Below are 18,694 nucleotides of genomic sequence, written 5' to 3'. Positions count from 1 at the left end.
GTAAGTGGCTCAGTCGGGATCGAGACGTCGGAAAGGACACGCCAGAGGTGATCAGCGGTTTCACAAAGTTTCTGGGCGTGAACGACGATCGCCCCCGCTAGGGCGGGGGCGTCGTCGACTACGGGTGTGATTTGGGCTTGCATCGTGTCCTGAACACGAGTCAGGAGCGCTATCAGCACTTCACATGAGTCGTCGAAACGACTGATTCAGAACCATCGGTGAACAATGTCGGTCACAGCGGTTGCTACCGCTGTTCTCTCAAGATATCAGTACTCTAGTGGTTTGTAGAATTTGAGATCCCGAACTTGTGACGCACCGACCATCCTCCGATTTGCTATAGCGGTATCTGGTTTATTCAGGAGCGAAACCATGAAACGCCCAGCGACGCAAGCGACACGTAATGGATTGCGATAAGTGCGACCGGGAGGCGGTAATGCACGCGGCGTACTCGGGCCTTCACCTCTGTGACGACCACTTCTGTCGGTCGGTCGAAAAGCGGACTCGACGGCGAATCCGGGACGACAATTTGCTCCCCGCAACTGCCTCACCCGAGGACCCCCAGACGTGGTTGGTCGGTCTCTCGGGCGGGAAAGATAGCGTCGTTCTCACGAAGATTCTCCACGACACGTTCGCCAACGACCCTCGCGTCGAACTGGTCGCGCTGACGATTCACGAGGGTATCGAAGGCTACCGCGATAAGAGTCTGGAGGCCTGTCTCGAACTCACCGACGACCTCGACATCCGCCACGAGGTCGTCAGCTACGAAGAGGAGTTCGACGTGCGGATGGACGACGTGGTCGAGAAAGACCCCGAGAACATGGCCGCCTGCGCGTACTGCGGCGTGTTTCGCCGGGACCTCCTCTCGAAGTACGCCGACGAGTACGGTGCGGACAAACTGCTCACGGGCCACAATCTGGACGACGAAGCCGAAACCGCGCTGATGAACTTCCTCGAAGGCGACGTCGCGCAGATAGCGAAACACTTCGACGCGAGTCTCGGCGGGTTCGAAGAACGTGACCCCCGCTCGTCGACCGAGTCGGACGATGACGCTTCGAAAACGAGGAGCGACCAGGAGGCGTTCGTTCCGCGTGCGAAACCACTCCGCGACGTGCCGGAGAAGGAGGTCGCACTCTACGCTCAGCTAGAGAGCCTCCCCGCACACATCACCGAGTGTCCACACTCCAGCGAAGCCTATCGCGGGGAGATACAGCAGCTGATGCTCTCGCTCGAAGAGAACCACCCTGGAACCCGCCACTCCATCATGGCGGGGTACGAAGAACTCGCCGCACTCGCCGCAGACGAGTTCGGCGCCGACGAGGGGTCCCGAGAACTCGGAGAGTGTGAACGCTGTGGGGCATCGACGACGAGCGACGTGTGCCGGAAGTGCGCCCTGGTGGACGCGATTCACGCGGTCTGAGAGTCGGGCCGGACGGGATTCGTGACCGAAAGGGTCGTGAAGAAAACTTATCATCTACTGCACCGACGCCACAGATATGGCCTCACGACGACGATTCCTCGCCGTCCTCAGTGCGACGACCACGGCAGTTGCCGGGTGCGCGACGAGGGCCGACGTCCCTCCGGAACCCGGTTCGACCCAATCGACGGACCCCGACAAACACGTCTACGAGGCCGACGGCGAGTGGTCGAGTTTCGGCTGTAACGCCAGTAATACACGGACCGTCGCCGACGGGAAAGCCCCGGTCGATGGCGTCTCCGAGAAGTGGCGGGTAGAGGTCCCACAGACGACGTATCAGGAACCACTCGTCACCGACGGTCGAGTCTTCGTCACCACTCCGTCCATGTTCGTCGTCTACGACGCGGCCGACGGAACCGAACTGTGGCGAAAAGACGACGAGAGCGGTGCCGACGTGCGGGCGACACCGCTCGTTCGTGATGGAATCACTACGCATGCCTCAGCAACCGACTGCTCGCACTGGATGCAGAGACTGGCGAGACGAAGTGGGAACGGACGTTCGGGGCGACAGGGCTCGTCCGAACCCCATCGGTGAACAGGGAGTGGCTCTACGTTCCCGTGGGTGAAACGGTGGTTCGAGTCGATTCGAGAACCGGAGATAGCGACTGGTCACGCCAGTTGTTCGGTACCGTCCTCGGTTCGCCGCCGGTATACAGCGGATTTAGCGTCGCGTTCGTCACCGAGGCAGGGAAACTGTACCTCCTCGACGACGATGGAACTGGCCACGGAGAGTGGAACCTTCCCTCCTGGCCGCATGCTCCACCGACCGCGGACACCGACGGTATCTACGTCAACTGTCTGGACGGGAAGACGTGCGGAATCTCCCTCGAAAATCCACCGCTGCTGAACGTCGACTGGGAGACCGAGACGGGATGGGCGAGCGGAGGATTGGCTGTCAAACATCACCTCTACGCGGCTGGGACACGGGGGATACGCGCCATCGACCCCGAGAGCGGCGAGCGCGCGTGGAAACACGACAAGGGGGATTGGCGATAGACTGGCCCCGCTCTCGGTCGCGATACGTTGTTCGTCGACGGTGACAAATTGTACGCGTTCGACCCGACCCCCGAATCGGGACTGTTCGAAGACGGCCCTGCTCTTCGATTCGAGAAATCGTTTTACGGTCGCGTCGGTCCAGGCCCAGTGTTAGACGATGGCTCTCTCTACGTCGTGGCACGGACCGAGAAACGCAAGTACCTTCTCCTCGCGTTAGACTGACGTCGCTCGTTCGCTCGACTGTGAAAAATCGGAGTGTAATACAGCAGCGTTCGACCGTCTATCGGATGACGTCGAGACCGTTGTTCTGCTCGACTTCGTCGCGGCCGCCGTCGCTTTGCGTGCCGAAGGTTCTGCCCTGAACGCTGTCGACGTTGTTACTTGCGTCGAACGATTGTGCTTCCACGTCGCGCATCTTCTCACGCGAACGGTTGGCCTGCTTTTGTGTCGTCGGACCGAGCACCTGTGCACTCTGAACGCCGGTCATGATGGCCATGACGCGAACCTTGTTCTTGTAGTTCTCCTGGATGCGTGCGCCCCAGATGACGTTGGCGCTCGCTTCGAGACGTTCCGTGATATTGGCTGCGATGCCCTCTGCCTCTTTCAGCGTGAGGTCTGGGCCACCAGTGATGTGGACGAGACCGCCCGACGCCCCGCGGTAGTCGACGTCGAGGAGTGGGTGGTTCATCGCGTCGCGTACCACCTCTTCGGTCTTGTTCTTGTCCTGTGTCTCGCCGACCAGCATCACCGCGACGCCACCCTGATTCATGATGGACGTCATGTCTGCGTAGTCGAGATTGATGAGGCTCGGCTGGGTAATCGTCTCCGAGATACCTTTCACCGTCTCGGCGATGATCTGGTCCATCACCGAGAACGCCTTCCCAATCGGCAGGTTCGGGACGTAATCGAGCAGGCGGTTGTTGTCGAGAACGATGATGGAGTCGGCCTCGTTGCGAAGGTTCTCGAGACCTTCTTCGGCTTTCACCGTGCGTGCGCGCTCAACGTTGAACGGCGTCGAGACCATACCCACGACAATAGCGCCCTGGTCTTTGGCGATTTTCGAGACGACCGGTGCTGCACCGGTACCCGTTCCGCCGCCCATACCTGCGGTCACGAAGACGAGGTCGGCGTCGCCGAGTACTTCCTTGACGGTGCCCTGTGCCATCTCCGTCGCACGCTCTCCCATCTGCGGGTCACCGCCAGCGCCGAGGCCGGACGTCAGGGACTTCCCGACGAGGATTTTCGTATTGGCCTCGATCATCTTCAAGTGTTGTTTGTCCGTGTTGATAGCGACCGTGTCAGCGCCATCGACGCCGATGTTGTACAGTCGATTGATGGTGTTGTTCCCCGCGCCACCACAGCCGACGATGACGATTCTTGGGTCACCGAACTCGTCGCCCGTCGTTGCGGCGTCCATCTCTCGCTGCTCGGACTCGGCGTTTTCTAGTGCTTCTTGAACGATATCCTGCATCGTCACACCTTCGCCCACGTACGCTTGTTCGTGGTCTCAGTCCCCGCGCTGTCGTGCTCGTTGAGCATGTCTCGGACGGCAGCCCGGATTGCTTCGCTCCGGTTCGGGAACTCGCCGGTTTCGACCATCTGTTCGACCTCTTCGATTTGCTGTTTCGGGATTCGTAGTGTCACGCGCTCCATAGGTGTCTTCCCCTTTATTGGTAAGACGACACGCACCGAACTGAATCGTCCGTCTTACGCCGCTTGGGTGGTCGAGACGCTAATATTCGACCGCTTTTGTTCCGGCGTAAGACAATCGTCTTACGTGAATGTATCCACAAACCCACAGTATATATAATTAACGGCGATTGTAAAACGTACGTTTTACGGGGAGTCCAGAACGTCTGCCGACGGCGTTCTCCGACCACAGCCGGGGCAGAACGCCCAGTCCGACCGAAGTTCGTCACCACAGTCACAGAACACGCGGTGTGTCGCTTTCTCACCGCAGTTCGGACAGTAGACGTGTCCCGACTCCAGCGATTCGCCACACTGCCCGCACGTGTTCGTCGTCTGAGAGCTGTCGACGGTCGTCTGACGCACCGGCTCCGCCGTATCGTCCGCTTCTGACACGTTGCTCGCTTCCGGTGTCCCCTCGCGCGCTCGGACCTCGCCGGAACTCCCCTCAACGGTGACGTTTACGTTGATGTCTTGCGCGCTGTCGCGTGCGGGCGAGTCACCGAGCCGCTGGTCGAGAAGCGCATCGACGCGTTCTGCGACCGCCGCATCGAGGGTTCCTTCGGCCCGCTCTTCGCTCACGCTGTGGCCGTCCAAATACTCGCGCAGAGCCTCTCGCATTACCTCGCTCTTCGAGGCGTCGAGCGATTCGATACGCTCGACCAGGTCGTCGTCCGCGCGAAACGTTATTTTACTCATGTCGGCCACCTGGAGAGGTTCGTATCCCGATACACACAGGCAATCATACTTTAATCTTTCTGTCTTACCAGTGCGCGTCCCCGAATAATAATTCTTAAGTCCGACAGCGGGATAGGTGTGAGTGCGTGCCCGCCCTTAGCTCAGACTGGTAGAGCAGTCGACTGTAGATCGACTTGTCCCCCGTTCAAATCGGGGAGGGCGGATTTTCCTCGAAACTCCAACCGACACGATTTGAGCCAGTGAGTCGAAGCCTGGAACGGCCAGAGGCCGCATACCCGGAACGTCTCACGACGTTCGAATCGGGGAGGGCGGACTCGTTTTTCGATTCTATTACCAACTGCACCTGGAGTCGCGCAGTGACACGAGCACGCCTCGCAGTGTTCCGATTCGCTTCGAACCGGTCTGTCGAGTTGCGGCTGGAGTGTCGACGGCGCTGCCCCGCGATTCTCAGCCCCTACATGACAATTAGATTGTGTGAGACGTCCTGGGGTTTTCTCGAATGCTCGAAAACGGGGTTTTCAATGGTTTCTGAATGGGTTTCGGGTGTTTCTGCGAACTATAATTATTTCGATGGGAGACGATGTAATACGCCACCTACGAAGCCCCCAGTCACGTCGACTTTGAGTATCGACGCCGGTCGGGGTACCGCCCAGGCCATCCAGCGCAGTGGCAGTTCGACCGCGTTCCGGTCTGTCTCCTGTTTCGACTCCACCACCCCAGGGTACATTTCCGCCACGTGAACGCTTTTACGACACACACGCAAACGCTCACGTATGCCAACACGTGTTCCCGATTCGGAGTTCGAAGTCCGGATCGCCGACGTACGTGAGAAGATAGACGAACAGGGTGTCGACGCCGGTGTCTGGTTCGGTGCGACGAGCATCGAGTATCTCACCGGTTTCGATCACATCCAGACCGAGCGTCCAGTGGTTCTCGCCGTGACGGACGACCGGATAGAAATCACGGTGCCGCGACTCGAAGTCGAGCGCGTCCAATCGAACCCGCGTATCGACGCGGTACATCACTACTTCGACTATCCGGGTGGAAAGCCGATACAGGTCGCCGCCGACATGTTTTCCGACCTCGACGCGGAGACGGTCGTGGCGGACGCCGACGGCGCACCGGGGACGATGGGATACGATGGCCCCGCACTCTCGGAGTTCGTCGAGGTCGAATCGCAGGACTGGGTGGGTCGGATGCGCTGGGCGAAATCCGACACCGAAGTCGCGCTCATCCGCGAGTCGGCGAAGTGGGGGAATCTCGCTCACCAGTATCTCGCCGACTACACCGAACCCGGCGTCCACCCGGCGACCGTCAGCCAACAGGCATCGACCGATGCGTCCCGCGCGATGCTCGATACGCTCGGTAGTAGCTACGTTCCGCGCACGCGTGGGGACGGCCCGGCACGCGCTGGCTACATCACGGGACCCCAGACTGCCCTCCCACACGGACACACCGCGAACCGCCGAATCGAGGAGGGAGACGTGCTCGTCACAGGTGCGACCGCGAACGTCGATGGCTACTACTCCGAACTGGAACGAACCATGTTCGTCGGTGACCCGACGGACGAGCAGACACACTACTTCGAGTTGATGCTCGAAGCCCAGACGATCGCTATCGACGCACTGGGGCCCGGTGTCTCCCTCTCGTACGTCGACCAGCAGGTGTGGGATTACTTCGAAGAGCAAGGTGTCACCGACCTCGCTCAGCATCACGTCGGTCACAACATCGGGATGGGTGGGCACGAACCGCCCTACATCGACCGAGGGTGGGGGGAACACGTGGACGAGGGAGACGCCGAGATGGAACCTGGTCACGTTTACACCATCGAACCGGGACTCTACACCGACACCTACGGCTATCGTCACTCCGACACGGTCGCTATCACAGAGGACGGGACGGAGACGTTGACCTACTTCCCCCGCGACCTCGAATCGAACGTCATCGAGTGGTGAGGACGAACGGTATCGTCCACCGTCGACAGCCGAGCGTCTTCGAATCGAACGGTCACCCCAGGCGGCAACCGCCCCGAACCCTTATTTTAGCTCGATACGTTCTCCTTAACAATGGCTTCTCGCCTCGAATTTCAGAGCAAGTTGGGCGAGGATTACGAATCGAACGTGACATTCACCGAGTGGCTCACAGGGCTGAAAACACACGGCAGCAATCTACTCGTCACCGGGAACGTCCCCGAGGAGACCAGTGCCGCGTTCAGTCGAACGCTCTTCGGACGAGGGCAGCGAACGCGCGTTCTTGCACTCACTGACCCGAGTTCGCTCGACGCCGACGCCTACGTTTCGGCCTCACGAAACGACTCGAACACGTGTGTCGTCGACCATCGACCGGACTATCGAGGGAAGGCGACGACGGCGAGCACTGCCCCGCTGGGGTTCGAACGACAGTCGTTCCGTACGGAGTTGATATCCACTATCGGGGAACACGACGAATGGGTGAACGGATTCGACCCCGCCGAACTTCGTCTCGGGTTCGATTCGATTGCGACGCTCCCCGGAGACGACGACCAGATGTCTCTCAGTCAGTTTCTCCGAAGTCTCACGGGGCTCGTCCGTGGAATGTCCGGAATGGCTCACTACCACCTCCGCATCTCCGACGACGACCCGCTCGTAGACGAACTGTCACCGCTGTTCGACGCTCGAATCGAACTCCGTAAACGCCCCGCCAGAGCAGAACAGCGGTGGCACGTTCCCGCACTCGACGAAACCACTCGCTGGGTGGAGATATCGTAATACAATCACGGCAGTTTACCATGGAGTTTCAGCCTCACCCCGACCGCGATGGTCTCGATATCCACGACCCCATCGAGAACGTCCGGTTCGCGCTGTTTACGCCCGAGTCAGTTCGGCCGACGCCCGTCGAACCGACCTCGTTTTACTTCCCCGTGGATGCCGCAGTCGCTATCGAAACGACCACCCTCGAAGTTCCGAAACCGATTCCGGTCACTGTTCGGAGACAGGACGGGTCGATGGTAGTCGAAACCGCGGACGGACGCGACCGAACGCTCGCTGCCGATGGGTATCTCGTCGAACTGACCACGACCCCGATGAAACTCTATCTCTCCGTCACGGGCGCGTGCCGAATCGAATACACGGACTCTTCGGCCGTGTTTCGCTTCGACGAGGCGAAGACGGTTCGCGTCGGGGCACGTTCCCATCACGACCGTCCGGCAGGGACGATAACCGTCACCGACGACGTGCGCGATGCGATGCGAGCGGTGTCCCTGTTCGGGTCGGCACTGAAGACGACCAGTCCCGAACGGTCGTTCCCGACGCTTCGGGGTCATCCACCGCTCGTAGAGCGCGCCGATGCGTTTTCCGCTCCTCCAGACCTCACCCGTCCAGAGACGGACGTTCGACTCGTCGTTCCACCCGACCGCGAACATCTCTACCCGGTGGTTTCTCTCGCGTACTATCTCGGTGCCGAAGTGGTTCCGGGAGCAACACCCCGACTCGTCGTAGGGTCGTTCGAACGCCCCCCCGAGGAACTGGACGCAGTTCACGACGCGGACGACCGACGGATTCCGCCGGGGATGCCCGCCGAGCGACTGGAGGGCGACCCGGAACTGGCCGTGCGAACACGCGACCGTGCCCCGACAGCGTCGTTCGAACGGGACGACCGAGACGGAGAGTCGACGAGCGCGGTAGAGGCATTTCTCGAGGACGACGAGAAAATCGCCGCGATACAGGAGCAGGCACGGGCCGAAGCGGAGCGCCAGGCCGCGGAGTGGGGGTTGGACGAACAGTTAGGGGAGTGACTCTGCAGTCCGCATCGGGCAGACACCGACTCGATGGACGACGGTTTCAGTGATCGATTCGGAACGGAGAAAAACGGTCCCGCGAGAGTCTCCGGTGGTCGCTCTCGCTGTAACGCGCGTTACTCCTCGTAGGCGAGATTCATTATCCACTGCGAGAAGGCGTCGCTCTCGGGGTCTATCTCCTCTTCCCCGATGAACGGCGAGAGCATGTCACCCGCCATCAGCAACGAGAAATCGAGGTCTTTGGCGGCAGGCGTGACGAAGTAGGTGTTGTGTCCGTCGTAGACGGTTTCCTGGCGCTGGACGAGTTCTTTTTCCACTAGCGATTCTATGATTCGACTCCCCTTCCGCGAGGAGACGTCGAGCCGTTTCCAGAAATCGCTCTGGTGGATACCGCCCGTCTCGCGGACGAGTTCGAGACCTGCGTACTCGTCCTCCGTGAGGTTTTCCTCGGACGTAGCCGTGCTCATGTTCCATACAGGGACGGGCGGGCGTTTAAAGGTGACTTTCCACGTCTTCGTAGTTCGTCTCGCAGGGTGGCCCATCGGCGAACTCGTACCGCCCGGTTCCGTCGGCGTCGATGGTCACGACCGACGACGAGCGAGTGCCGTACCCCTCGCCGTGGACGCACGCGCCGATTTCGTGGTCACGGAGCACGTCTTTCGCTCTGTCACGCCACGCTGAGAGTGACACGACCTCGCCCGGGTCGGGGTGGACTGCGTCCCGAATGCGCTCGGATTTGGCCGCTTCGTCGTTTAGGCCCTCGTTGACGACGACGTGGATTCCTGGGTCGAGATGTCTCGTCTCGAGCACTCCGTCCCACTCCAGGAGGGTCGCTTCTCGGGCGTCTGCAACGAAGAGGTTGAATCCCGCGAACTCACGCTCCGCGAGTTCGTCGTGGACAAAGTGGAGAGCGTCGGGAGCCGACTCGTGACCGAGCGTGTCTCGAACCAGCAGTCCGCGGGAGCGTTCTCCCGTCAATTCTGCCCGGCGATTCGTCACGCCGACGAATAGACCGTGTTCGTTGTAGCCGACCCACGTGCCACCGGCCTCCGTATCCTGAGGAGCAACGACGGTCGGTCTCCGGTCTAGCTCGTCGGGTGGGCGTGACGGCCGTGACAGCGCCTCGTCTCTGTTCGCAGCGGCGACGATTGGCGTCCCATCGAACACCTGCCACGCGACGATGAGTGTGCACACACTGAACCGTAGCGGGGCACCGAATAAAAGGATTCGTCGCGCACGGCCCCGCCGCTTATACACGACCGAACCGTCATCTCTTGGGGGGGTAAACACATGCTCGACAGACGAGACGTGCTCAAAACGGGGGCATCTCTGACCATGGGTGCAGGTGTCGTCACCGCACAGTCAGAAGACGGGACGACGTTCAGCGCGGGACGAATGACGGGCGACCAGCAACCGCAATCGGTCGAGACGGACGCCGAGGGGACGGCGGTGTTCGCCCGAGAGGAGCAGGGTGTGCGATTCGTGTTGCTCGTTGCCGGCATCGAGAACGTCACGCAGGCGCACATCCATCGCGGCGGAGAGGAGACGAACGGTCCCGTCGTCACGTGGTTGTATCCCGACCCGCAGGCGAGACAGCCACAGCAGATTCCGGGTCGATTCGACGGCGTGCTTTCGACGGGACGATTTTTCGCGGGCGACCTCGTCGGCCCGCTGGACGGCCGTTCGCTCGACGCACTCGTCGATGTAATCGAGAACGGCAACGCCTACGTCAACGTTCACACCGAATCGAATCCGGCAGGGGAGGTACGGGGCCAGCTCTCGTCCGTCTCGAACGCGCAGATTCGATTTCGAGAACGAGTCGGCGTCACCGCGAACGACGGGTTCAGCCTCGACCATTCCATCGACCTGCAGGTTCAAGAGTCGTAGCGGGGACGGTCCTGAAGACGTTCACGGACTGCGTCGCGGTCTATCGTCCCCGACGCGGTTCGCGGTAGTTCGGCGGCGGTTTCGACCACGCGAGGGTGTTTGTAGCCAGCGAGTCGTCCCTCGCAGAACGCACGAACCGATTCGAGCGTGACCGTCGCGTCGGATTTCGGCACGACGAGCGCACCGACTCGTTCACCCCACGCTTCGTCTTCGATGCCGACGACGGCGGCCTCCCGAATCTCGGGATGGTCGCGTAGTACGTCGACGACCTCGCCGGGGTGGACGTTCTCGCCCCCGGTAACGATGCGGTCGTCGCGTCGATTCAGCACCCAGATTCGACCACCGTCGTCACGGTATCCTACGTCTCCGGTTCGGAGACCGTACTCCCCGAAGGCTTCGTCGGTCGTGTCGGCGTTACCGTAGTACCCTGCCATCACAGTCGGCCCGGAGACGACGAGTTCGCCCGGTTCGCCCGCCGGAACGGGGGTACCGTCGTCGCCGACGACCGTGACCCGGGTGAACAGGAGTGGTCGTCCGACGGTTCCGACGTGGGCGAACGCTTCGTCCGGTCTAGCCGTGGCAACCTGCGAGGCTGTTTCGGTCATTCCGTACGTCGGAAAGACCGGAACGTCGCGGGTCACACACTCCGCGAGGAGGTCGTCGCGTGCAGGTGCACCCCCGAGGAGGACGAACCGCAACGAGTCAGGGAGGTCGCCCGAATCCAGCAGTCGTCGGAGCATCGTCGGCACGAGCGAGATACCGGTCGCCTCGTACTCGTGGAGGGAGGCTAGCGTCTCCCCGGGGTCGTACCCCTCCTGTACGACGACCGCCGTCCCGTACAGCGTCGACCGCAGGAGTGGCGCGAGACCACCCATGTGGTAGGTCGAGAGACAGAGGTGCCAGCGGTCGTCGTGGAGGACGCCCAACCGAAACGCGGAGGCGGTCGCGCTCGCCAGCAGATTCCCCATCGTGAGCACGACCGGTTTCGGGTTTCCGGTCGTCCCCGACGTGAACAACATGACAAGTGGGTCGTCGTGTGCCCACTCTGCCGTGGTGAAATCGGATCGCTCGCGCTCACCGAGCGTTGTCCAGTCGGGCGAATCGACGGAGACGACGGGCACGTCACTGGCGGCCTCGTGTGCGACCGACTCGGTCTCTCGCTCGCAGACGAGGGCCGACAGGTCTGTCGCCGTGACCTGACGCCCGAGTTCGGGTGTCGCGAGTCGGACGTTCAGCGGGACGAGCACGCAGCCGAGTCGCATCGCGGCGTGGATGAGTCGGACCGCCGCCATCCGAGTCTCCATCAGCACGCCGAGGTGGTCGCCCGCCCGAAGACCCAGTCCGGCGAGTTTCCTCGCGGTCTCGTCGACTGCCACATCGAGTTCTGCGTACGTCCACTCGGTGCCGTCCGTCGCCTCGACGATAGCGACTTTTTCCGGCGATATCGCAGCCCGATGTGCGAGCCAATCGGTCGTCGTCGTCTCCCTCCTAGGTGTTCCTTTCATAGCTGTCCCCACGTGTCGGTGACGCCGTTGCCCGGTTCCTGCGGGACGCTGACCGCTCCGTCCACGACTCGCGTTCGGTCTGGGCCAAGGTCGCGGGCCAACATCGTTCCGGTCGCGAGGCCACAGGCCGGCCGGTCGGGAATCGCCGCCGCGACGTGGATGGCCGCCGTTCGAGCGACCACCGCGTCGATGGTCGTCGTCACGACCGGCGTGATGCCCGCATCGCGGGCCCGTTTTGCGACTTCGACCGCTCTGTCCGGTCCGCCGACCACCATCGGTTTACAGACCACCACGTCGGCAGCGCGGGCATCGAGCACCTCCGTAACGGAGGTTTCGGCGATAGATTCGTCCACCGCGACGCGGACCGACCGCCCCCGAAGTTCGGCGAGACCGTCGAGGTCGTCCGGTGCGAGTGGTTGTTCGACGTAGGCCACTCGTAGTGGGTCGAGTTTGTGAAACGCATTGCGCGCCTGCGCGCGTGACCACGCCCCGTTCGCGTCGGCGCGGAGTTCCACTTCCGAGCCGACTGCGTCACGGACTGCTCGAAACCGAGTCACGTCCTCCGTGACCGAGCGCACACCGACCTTGATTTTCACCGACTCGAAGCCGGCCTCGACCGCATCGTTCACCGCCGCCACCGTCTCGTCGGGAGGACAGTCCCCGACGGTCGCGTTGACGGGGACGGCGTCGACGTCGTTCGGCCCGCCGAGGAACTGGCAGAGGGGTTCGTCTGCCCGCTTCGCTCGGAGGTCACCGAGCGCGAGCGAGAGGGCGTGACGGGCCGCGGGCGTCGATTCGAGGTCACCGAGACCGGTCACGGGGTCGTCGACGTCGGCGAGGGCGGCCCGACAGGTCGATAGCGATTCGGTCCATCCCGGCAGTGGCGTCGCCTCACCGATTCCGACCTTCTCGCCGTCTTCGATTCGGACGAGGATACCCTCTCGATGGTCGATCGTACCGCGCGCCGTGTCGAGCGGCGAGGCGAGCGGGAGCGAAAATTCAAGCGTTTCGATTCTCATAGTTCGGCTCTCGTCGTTTCTCACAGCACCATTCCGAGGGCGAACAAGGCGGAGTGGATGGCCAGTAGTTTGCCGGTCTGTTCGAGCGCGGGATTGAGTGCGTCACCTGAGGTCTCTGTGAGCACCGTTCGTGCGACCATCACCGCGTACGGCCCCGAGAGCAGGGGCAAGAGGACGCCGAACCCGAACGCACCGCTCGTCCAGAAGTAGACCGGGACGAGGTACGCGAGCGCCACCATTCCGACGTACTCGGCGCGACTCGCTCGGTACCCGATGAGCACCGCGAGCGTCTTCTTGCCAGCCTTTCGGTCGGTCTCCAGGTCGCGGACGTTGTTCACGACGAGGATGTTCGTCGAGATGGCGGCGACGGGAAGGCTCGCGAGGAACGATTGCCACGTCACCGTTCCGGCGGGGAGCGAGAGCGAGAGGGGGATGGCGAGCACCTGTGCGGTCTGCACGTAGAAGGTGCCCATCACGGCGACCACACCGAAGAAGACGAAGACGAAGAGGTCGCCCAGTCCGTGCGAGCCGAGTGGATACGGGCCACCTGCGTAGGCGACGCCGCTGACGACGCTGGCGAGGCCAACGACGAGTATCGGCAGGCCGCCGACGTAGACGAGATAGACACCGACGAGGATGGCGAGCAGGAAGGTGCCGTACATCGCGCGTTTCACCTCTCCAGGGGGGATGAGCCCCGACTGCGTGACGCGCGTGAATCCCTTCCGTTCGTCGGTGTCGACGCCCTTCACGGCGTCGTAGTAGTCGTTGGCGAAGTTGGTGCCGACCTGGATGAGCGCCGCGCCGAGGAAGGCGGCGAGCGCGGGAAGCGGAGCGAACACCCCTTCGTGGACGGCGAGACCAACCCCGACGATGACGGGCGCGGCGGCGGCCGGGAGGGTATGTGGCCGTGCAGCCATCAGCCACGCCTTCGTGCGAGAGATTTCGGTCGCCGTTTCGGTCATTACCGTGGTAGTTCTAGCGAGTGGTGTATAGCGTCTACGGTTTCGAAGGGTAGTCCGGTGTCCTCTGGACGGTCACGAAATCACAGGGGCCCATTTCGGCGAGGGAGGGTTCCGTAACGTTCTTTTAAGCGTCTCTCGCGACAACGGGTAGATACGAGGAAGGTTCCTTCGGATTCTTCTCTTTCGATTCTCACCGGTAGCGTTCTCTTACCGCCGAGAGTCCACTCTATTCGCTTTCACTTCTTGCTCCGGTCTCCTCCGCTCGTGAGACTCGGCAGGTTCGGGTCGCGGTGCGGGTTCCGACCGTGGACGGCGAACTCGATTCCCCGTTCGTCTATCTGGTCTTTGAGCACCCGCCGGAGTCGATTGAGACTGGTCACGTCGAGACCGTGTTTCTCCGCGAGGTTCGTGAACTGCTCGTCGTCGGTGAGCGAATCGAACTGGTCGTAGAGGTCGGTCAGTCGGTCGGGTGGAAGCTGGCGAATCCACTCGCCGTCGTGCAGTCCGAGGTAGTGTTCGCGCTCGCGGTCGACGACGTGGCGGATGACGACCAGTGCGACCTTCGGGATGGCCCGCTGGCTGCCGAAGGCTCTGAGGTCGAGTTCCGCCATGATACCGATGACGCAGTCGCGTTGCCACGGCGTCAGTGCGAGATCGTTACAGAGCGCGTGGCTGACTCGAAGTTTGTCCAGGTGGTGCATCCGGCTGCTGTGGCCCGCCATCGCCGAGTGGCGTTCCTCGTGCAGTCGGCGAAGGCTCTCGCTTACGTCCGCGTCCGGCGACTCTGCGCGTCCGATGAGCGTCGCACTCGGCGTGACCGGCCCCCAGCGCCGAACCGACTCGTCGCGCTGGAGGTCTGCTCGTCGGACTGCGCCGTCTCCCGGCAGTCGGCTGAGCGGTCTGTCTCCGAGGTCGTCCGGTTCGGCAGTCGTTCCGGGTTGCCACTGCCAACTGGCCGTCTGTGAGTCGCCGTCTCCTCGACGCATCGTTCTCCCGTACTCGGTCGAGGTAGTTCAAAGGTAGGTTTGCGGCGGTCGCCGTCGCACGCTCTCTGACACCAGTCGCTTACTACTGATACGCGGTGCTCACGAAAAGTCAACTGTCGTCAGAACCGGCCTCACTCCGTCCATATCTCTACCTTATCACGAGAAACACTTAAAGCGGAGTCGAGTCGGAGAGCACAACCGTCTCGAACAGTCGTTCGAGTGAGTATTACCGAGCGTGATGCCGTGAGATACTGCTTCGAGAAGAGCGACGAGTGAAATCGTCGGGGATAGCTCCTGCTACCTGGAAATAGAGTACATCAGAACGAACCTCGCTTCCTCCATATCTTTACCTTATCACGAGAATCACTTAAAGCGAGGTCGGGTGCGCCGGGACAACCGCAGACCGATGAGGCCGTTCCTCTCGGTCAGTACATTTCGGGACACTCGATGCTCCCGTCTAAACGGTCGATTTCGGCGGTCAGCCACCAGCGATTACGAAAGTACCGGTGGCGGCGGAAAGGCGGTTCACCGGAAGACCTCCGGCCTTCCGAGCCGTCACAATCGCTCTGCGATGTTGAGACACCGCGAGCGAGGAGCGTAGCGACGAGCGAGCGGGCCGACGATCGACCATCGGGAGGGAGGAGTGCTTTTCGTCCAGCTTTTACAGGGAGACGGGCCGCGGTCGCGCGCCACGGCACGCGACCGCGGCTTCTCGACCGTCGCAAAAGGTGGTTGACAAAAAGTGGCTAGTAGTGCCAGGGATACTCCGAGAAGTCCGGGTCGCGCTTCTCCACGAAGGCGTCCCGACCCTCCTGGGCTTCGTCGGTCATGTAGCCGAGTCTCGTCGCTTCCCCCGCGAACACCTGCTGGCCGACCATTCCATCGTCGGTCATGTTGAAGGCGTACTTGAGCATCCGAATCGCAGTCGGACTCTTCGAGTTGATTTCGTCGGCCCACTCCAGTGCGACCTCCTCTAAGTCCTCGTGGGGTATCGATTCGTTCACCATGCCCATCTCCTCGGCGTCCTCGGCGGAGTAGGTCTTTCCGACGAAGAACACCTCGCGGGCTTTCTTCTGGCCGACCTGTTTGGCGAGGTAGGCCGAGCCGAACCCGCCGTCGAAACTCGCCACGTCGGGGTCGGTCTGGAGGAACTTCGCGTGCTCTTCGGACGCGAGCGTCATGTCACAGACGACGTGGAGACTGTGGCCGCCGCCGACGGCCCAGCCCGGCACCACGCAGATGACGGGTTTGGGAATGTGACGGATGAGTCGCTGGACTTCGAGGATGTGCAAACGCCCGGCCTCCGACGCGTCCTCGCTCTCTTCGTCCTCTCCCTGGTACTCGTACCCCGAGCCACCGCGCACGCGCTGGTCACCGCCGGAACAGAAGGCCCACCCGCCGTCTTTCGGTGACGGGCCGTTGCCGGTCAGCAGGACACAGCCCACGTCCGACTGGCGCTTGGCGTGGTCTAGGGCGCGGTAAAGTTCGTCCACCGTGCCAGGCCGAAAGGCGTTTCGCACTTCAGGGCGGTCGAAGGCGATTCGCACCGTCCCCTGCTCTTTCGCTCGGTGGTACGTGATGTCTCGGAAGTCGAACTCCGAGATCTCCTCCCAGCGTTCCCCGTCGAAGAGTTCGGATACCATGCCCGAAACTGCAGACGGAGCGACCTAATAGGTTCCCGTCCACTTCCGATGCCGTCGGATTCTATCCGATTCGGACGGCGTCCGATTCCGAAAACCGTCGGCCTAAACCGGCAAACTGCGGGGGGACTACGAAGCTACTTGCCCCGAGGGGTAGACGGTCGGGTATGAAGATTTCTGGGCGTGCGACCGACTTCGAGCGGTCGCAGATCCGCGTGATGTTCGAACTGGCAGAGCGACAGGGCGGTGACCTCGTCCGACTGGAGGTCGGCGAACCGGACTTCAACACGCCCGGTCACGTCGTCGACGCAGCCGCACGGGCCGCACGGGATGGCGAGACCCACTACACGTCCGGGGCTGGCATCCCCGAACTTCGCGCCGCTATCGCCGAACGAATCGAGCACGAGGCAGGTGTCGTCGTCGACCCCGAAACGCAGGTTTCCGTTTCGAACGGAGCGATGGAGGCACTTTCGCTGGCACTCGCGGCGGTCGCAGACCCGGACGACGAGGTGTTGATTCCCACGCCAGCGTGGCCGAACTACCGAAATCAGGCGAAACTGGCGGGTGCTCGGCCGGTCGAGGTTCCGCTTCCGGCCGAGGACGGGTTCGACCTCGCGCCAGAGAAAGTCGTCGAACGGATGAACGCCGATACCGCCGCCGTCATACTGACCACGCCGTCGAACCCGACGGGACGCGTCTACGACGAGGACGCCGTTCGGGCGGTCGTCGAGGCCGCCGAGGCGTACGATTCCTACGTCATCGCCGACGAGGTGTACGCTCGCCTGACCTACGGCGACAACCACCGACGCATCGCGTCGTACACGGATTACGAGGGAGTGCTGTCTGTCGATTCCTGTTCGAAGATGTACGCGATGACTGGCTGGCGAATCGGTTGGCTCGTCGGTCCCGAGGACGTCGTCAAAGCGGCGACGAACCTCGGTGAGAGTACGACCGCCTGCCCGTCGAGTATCGGCCAGCACGCCGCACTGGCGGCAGTGACGGGGCCACAGGAACCGGTTCGTGAGATGTGTTCGGCGTTCCGAGAGCGACGTGACTATCTGGTTGAGCGCATCGAGGACATCCCCGAGATATCCTGTCCACGTCCGGAGGGTGCGTTCTACGCGTTTCTCGACGTCAGAGCACTCGACGGCACCAGTTTCGAAATCGCCGAGCGACTGCTGACCGAGTACGGCGTCGTCACGGCACCCGGCGGCGGTTTCGGTGACGCTGGAGAGGGTTATCTGCGACTGAGTTTCGCCAACAGCATGGAGCGAATCGAACTCGGCCTCGACCGTCTCGAACGGATGGTCAGTGACGAGTGTCGGTGATGGGAACGACCGTCCGGTCGCCAGTCAGCACAGGTCGTCTAACTTCTCGTTGTGGAACATCTCTGTTGGGTCTTCTTTCCGTTCTTCCTGTTCGTTCGCTTCCTTCGCGCGCTTCATGAACTCCGCCATTCGGGGGGAGCGTTCGACTCCACCGAGACGCTCTCGCCGACGCCCTCGACTGCCTCACCGGACGCGAGAAGGAGTCCTACCTGAATCAAGGATAGAGTCCCGCCCTTTACAGTAGTTGCCGAACCTAGCTGGTAACTCGATTCGTAGTCGCTGGCATGGTCGACACAACCGAAGCAAAGCAGGTTTGTCGTGCCGCTTCCACTCTCATTTACCCGTCCCTAGAGTTTGGCATCAAACCGTGTGGAACCTACACGAGAGAGGACTTCGAGAAAGTCCTCTCTCGAATTGCCTTCGATCACGAGTTTGCGAATACAGGCGGGAAAACTGTCCAATTGAATCGGTCCGAGCCGGTCGACATCACGTCGACGGCTCGGAATCCTCTTGCGAAATCCTTGCTCTACCATCTTCGAAACATGGACGTGGACGCCATCGACATCCAGTTCGATAGCGTCCGTGATCGCCTGTTTCACGTTCTTCGATCACAACGACTGCTTCCCGATTGTGTTGATGTGGCGATCGATCTCCACGAGTGGCGGTTTTACGGCTCGGCCAACACTGACCACGTCCTTCTCACCTACCCTGACCTCGGGACGAACCGAGCGTACTGC

General features: G+C 61.9%; 19 protein-coding genes, 1 tRNA gene and 1 pseudogene. 11 read left to right on the top strand and 10 right to left on the bottom strand.

Annotated features, from left to right (window positions below):
* Window positions 1-400: 400 nt before the first annotated feature.
* From ncsA to ACR3FF_RS20705, 4 genes are all read left to right on the top strand, one after another.
* Window positions 401-1,417, top strand: a complete 1,017-nt coding sequence (ncsA, locus tag ACR3FF_RS20720) for a tRNA 2-thiolation protein NcsA (protein ID WP_458190033.1) — start codon at window positions 401-403, stop codon at window positions 1,415-1,417.
* A 76-nt stretch (window positions 1,418-1,493) separates the two neighbouring features.
* On the top strand, window positions 1,494-2,009 hold the full coding sequence (locus ACR3FF_RS20715; RefSeq protein ID WP_458190032.1) for an outer membrane protein assembly factor BamB family protein: 516 nt from the start codon (window positions 1,494-1,496) through the stop codon (window positions 2,007-2,009).
* A gap of 23 nt (window positions 2,010-2,032) precedes the next feature.
* Complete coding sequence (locus ACR3FF_RS20710) at window positions 2,033-2,470, top strand: outer membrane protein assembly factor BamB family protein (RefSeq protein ID WP_458190031.1); 438 nt, start codon at window positions 2,033-2,035, stop codon at window positions 2,468-2,470.
* Window positions 2,471-2,497: 27 nt separating this feature from the next.
* The gene (locus tag ACR3FF_RS20705) at window positions 2,498-2,692 is read left to right on the top strand and encodes a hypothetical protein (RefSeq protein ID WP_458190030.1); all 195 of its coding nucleotides are present in this window, start codon (window positions 2,498-2,500) and stop codon (window positions 2,690-2,692) included.
* A 58-nt stretch (window positions 2,693-2,750) separates the two neighbouring features.
* Here ACR3FF_RS20705 and ftsZ read toward each other — a convergent pair whose 3' ends face one another.
* The 3 genes from ftsZ to ACR3FF_RS20690 all read right to left on the bottom strand — a co-directional run bounded on the left by ftsZ (window position 2,751) and on the right by ACR3FF_RS20690 (window position 4,855).
* Entirely contained in the window at window positions 2,751-3,941 is a 1,191-nt protein-coding gene (ftsZ, locus tag ACR3FF_RS20700; protein WP_458190029.1) for a cell division protein FtsZ, read from the bottom strand.
* A gap of 2 nt (window positions 3,942-3,943) precedes the next feature.
* Entirely contained in the window at window positions 3,944-4,123 is a 180-nt protein-coding gene (locus tag ACR3FF_RS20695) for a ribbon-helix-helix domain-containing protein (RefSeq protein WP_458190028.1), read from the bottom strand.
* A 183-nt stretch (window positions 4,124-4,306) separates the two neighbouring features.
* On the bottom strand, window positions 4,307-4,855 hold the full coding sequence (locus tag ACR3FF_RS20690; protein WP_458190027.1) for a double zinc ribbon domain-containing protein: 549 nt from the start codon (window positions 4,853-4,855) through the stop codon (window positions 4,307-4,309).
* 129 nt (window positions 4,856-4,984) lie between these two features.
* Between ACR3FF_RS20690 and ACR3FF_RS20685 the strand changes: the two genes are divergently transcribed.
* The 4 genes from ACR3FF_RS20685 to ACR3FF_RS20670 all read left to right on the top strand — a co-directional run bounded on the left by ACR3FF_RS20685 (window position 4,985) and on the right by ACR3FF_RS20670 (window position 8,627).
* Window positions 4,985-5,058, top strand: a tRNA-Tyr gene (locus tag ACR3FF_RS20685).
* Between the two features lie 570 nt (window positions 5,059-5,628).
* A complete protein-coding gene (locus tag ACR3FF_RS20680) occupies window positions 5,629-6,810 on the top strand; it encodes a M24 family metallopeptidase (protein ID WP_458190026.1) in 1,182 nt (393 codons plus the stop codon).
* Between the two features lie 111 nt (window positions 6,811-6,921).
* Entirely contained in the window at window positions 6,922-7,602 is a 681-nt protein-coding gene (locus ACR3FF_RS20675; RefSeq protein WP_458190025.1) for a DUF7504 family protein, read from the top strand.
* A 20-nt stretch (window positions 7,603-7,622) separates the two neighbouring features.
* Window positions 7,623-8,627: a DUF8054 family protein gene (locus tag ACR3FF_RS20670; protein ID WP_458190024.1), complete on the top strand. Its 1,005-nt coding sequence runs from the start codon at window positions 7,623-7,625 to the stop codon at window positions 8,625-8,627.
* Window positions 8,628-8,746: 119 nt separating this feature from the next.
* Here the strand turns inward: ACR3FF_RS20670 and ACR3FF_RS20665 are convergent, their stop codons facing one another.
* Window positions 8,747-9,097: a helix-turn-helix transcriptional regulator gene (locus ACR3FF_RS20665; RefSeq protein WP_458190023.1), complete on the bottom strand. Its 351-nt coding sequence runs from the start codon at window positions 9,095-9,097 to the stop codon at window positions 8,747-8,749.
* Between the two features lie 25 nt (window positions 9,098-9,122).
* Window positions 9,123-9,824: an NRDE family protein gene (locus ACR3FF_RS20660; RefSeq protein ID WP_458190022.1), complete on the bottom strand. Its 702-nt coding sequence runs from the start codon at window positions 9,822-9,824 to the stop codon at window positions 9,123-9,125.
* 96 nt (window positions 9,825-9,920) lie between these two features.
* Here ACR3FF_RS20660 and ACR3FF_RS20655 point away from each other — a divergent pair, with 96 nt between their 5' ends.
* Window positions 9,921-10,517, top strand: a complete 597-nt coding sequence (locus ACR3FF_RS20655) for a CHRD domain-containing protein (protein WP_458190021.1) — start codon at window positions 9,921-9,923, stop codon at window positions 10,515-10,517.
* Here ACR3FF_RS20655 and menE read toward each other — a convergent pair.
* The 5 genes from menE to ACR3FF_RS20630 form a co-directional block, all read right to left on the bottom strand.
* Window positions 10,505-12,022 (bottom strand): o-succinylbenzoate--CoA ligase, encoded by a 1,518-nt coding sequence (menE, locus tag ACR3FF_RS20650; RefSeq protein WP_458190020.1) that lies wholly within the window; start codon window positions 12,020-12,022, stop codon window positions 10,505-10,507. The genes ACR3FF_RS20655 and menE overlap by 13 nt on opposite strands.
* Window positions 12,019-13,041, bottom strand: a complete 1,023-nt coding sequence (locus ACR3FF_RS20645) for a mandelate racemase/muconate lactonizing enzyme family protein (RefSeq protein ID WP_458190019.1) — start codon at window positions 13,039-13,041, stop codon at window positions 12,019-12,021. Before ACR3FF_RS20645 ends, menE begins: the two co-directional genes overlap by 4 nt.
* Before the next feature lie 20 nt (window positions 13,042-13,061).
* Window positions 13,062-14,003 carry a 1,4-dihydroxy-2-naphthoate polyprenyltransferase gene (locus tag ACR3FF_RS20640; protein WP_458190018.1) on the bottom strand — a complete coding sequence of 314 codons (942 nt, stop codon included), beginning with the start codon at window positions 14,001-14,003 and terminating at the stop codon, window positions 13,062-13,064.
* Window positions 14,004-14,239: 236 nt separating this feature from the next.
* Complete coding sequence (locus tag ACR3FF_RS20635; RefSeq protein WP_458190017.1) at window positions 14,240-14,989, bottom strand: DNA-directed RNA polymerase subunit epsilon; 750 nt, start codon at window positions 14,987-14,989, stop codon at window positions 14,240-14,242.
* 746 nt (window positions 14,990-15,735) lie between these two features.
* Window positions 15,736-16,632, bottom strand: coding sequence for a 1,4-dihydroxy-2-naphthoyl-CoA synthase (locus tag ACR3FF_RS20630; RefSeq protein WP_458190016.1), 897 nt, complete (start codon window positions 16,630-16,632; stop codon window positions 15,736-15,738).
* A 164-nt stretch (window positions 16,633-16,796) separates the two neighbouring features.
* Between ACR3FF_RS20630 and ACR3FF_RS20625 the strand changes: the two genes are divergently transcribed.
* Together ACR3FF_RS20625 and ACR3FF_RS20620 are read left to right on the top strand one after the other, a co-directional pair.
* Window positions 16,797-17,957: an aminotransferase class I/II-fold pyridoxal phosphate-dependent enzyme gene (locus tag ACR3FF_RS20625; RefSeq protein ID WP_458190015.1), complete on the top strand. Its 1,161-nt coding sequence runs from the start codon at window positions 16,797-16,799 to the stop codon at window positions 17,955-17,957.
* 284 nt (window positions 17,958-18,241) lie between these two features.
* A pseudogene (locus tag ACR3FF_RS20620) lies at window positions 18,242-18,694 on the top strand (transposase); the annotation flags it as partial.

It is taken from the genome of Haladaptatus ordinarius (assembly GCF_054177595.1).
Note: the sequence above shows the minus strand (reverse complement) of the source record. Positions and strands in the feature narration are given on the sequence as shown.

Coding starts and splice junctions, on each gene's coding strand:
- ncsA (WP_458190033.1), top strand. CDS start 401: ATGGATTGCGATAAGTGCGACCGGGAGGCGGTAATGCACGCGGCGTAC.
- ACR3FF_RS20715 (WP_458190032.1), top strand. CDS start 1,494: ATGGCCTCACGACGACGATTCCTCGCCGTCCTCAGTGCGACGACCACG.
- ftsZ (WP_458190029.1), bottom strand. CDS start 3,941: ATGCAGGATATCGTTCAAGAAGCACTAGAAAACGCCGAGTCCGAGCAG.
- ACR3FF_RS20695 (WP_458190028.1), bottom strand. CDS start 4,123: ATGGAGCGCGTGACACTACGAATCCCGAAACAGCAAATCGAAGAGGTC.
- ACR3FF_RS20690 (WP_458190027.1), bottom strand. CDS start 4,855: ATGAGTAAAATAACGTTTCGCGCGGACGACGACCTGGTCGAGCGTATC.
- ACR3FF_RS20680 (WP_458190026.1), top strand. CDS start 5,629: ATGCCAACACGTGTTCCCGATTCGGAGTTCGAAGTCCGGATCGCCGAC.
- ACR3FF_RS20675 (WP_458190025.1), top strand. CDS start 6,922: ATGGCTTCTCGCCTCGAATTTCAGAGCAAGTTGGGCGAGGATTACGAA.
- ACR3FF_RS20670 (WP_458190024.1), top strand. CDS start 7,623: ATGGAGTTTCAGCCTCACCCCGACCGCGATGGTCTCGATATCCACGAC.
- ACR3FF_RS20665 (WP_458190023.1), bottom strand. CDS start 9,097: ATGAGCACGGCTACGTCCGAGGAAAACCTCACGGAGGACGAGTACGCA.
- ACR3FF_RS20655 (WP_458190021.1), top strand. CDS start 9,921: ATGCTCGACAGACGAGACGTGCTCAAAACGGGGGCATCTCTGACCATG.
- menE (WP_458190020.1), bottom strand. CDS start 12,022: ATGAAAGGAACACCTAGGAGGGAGACGACGACGACCGATTGGCTCGCA.
- ACR3FF_RS20645 (WP_458190019.1), bottom strand. CDS start 13,041: ATGAGAATCGAAACGCTTGAATTTTCGCTCCCGCTCGCCTCGCCGCTC.
- ACR3FF_RS20640 (WP_458190018.1), bottom strand. CDS start 14,003: ATGACCGAAACGGCGACCGAAATCTCTCGCACGAAGGCGTGGCTGATG.
- ACR3FF_RS20635 (WP_458190017.1), bottom strand. CDS start 14,989: ATGCGTCGAGGAGACGGCGACTCACAGACGGCCAGTTGGCAGTGGCAA.
- ACR3FF_RS20630 (WP_458190016.1), bottom strand. CDS start 16,632: ATGGTATCCGAACTCTTCGACGGGGAACGCTGGGAGGAGATCTCGGAG.
- ACR3FF_RS20625 (WP_458190015.1), top strand. CDS start 16,797: ATGAAGATTTCTGGGCGTGCGACCGACTTCGAGCGGTCGCAGATCCGC.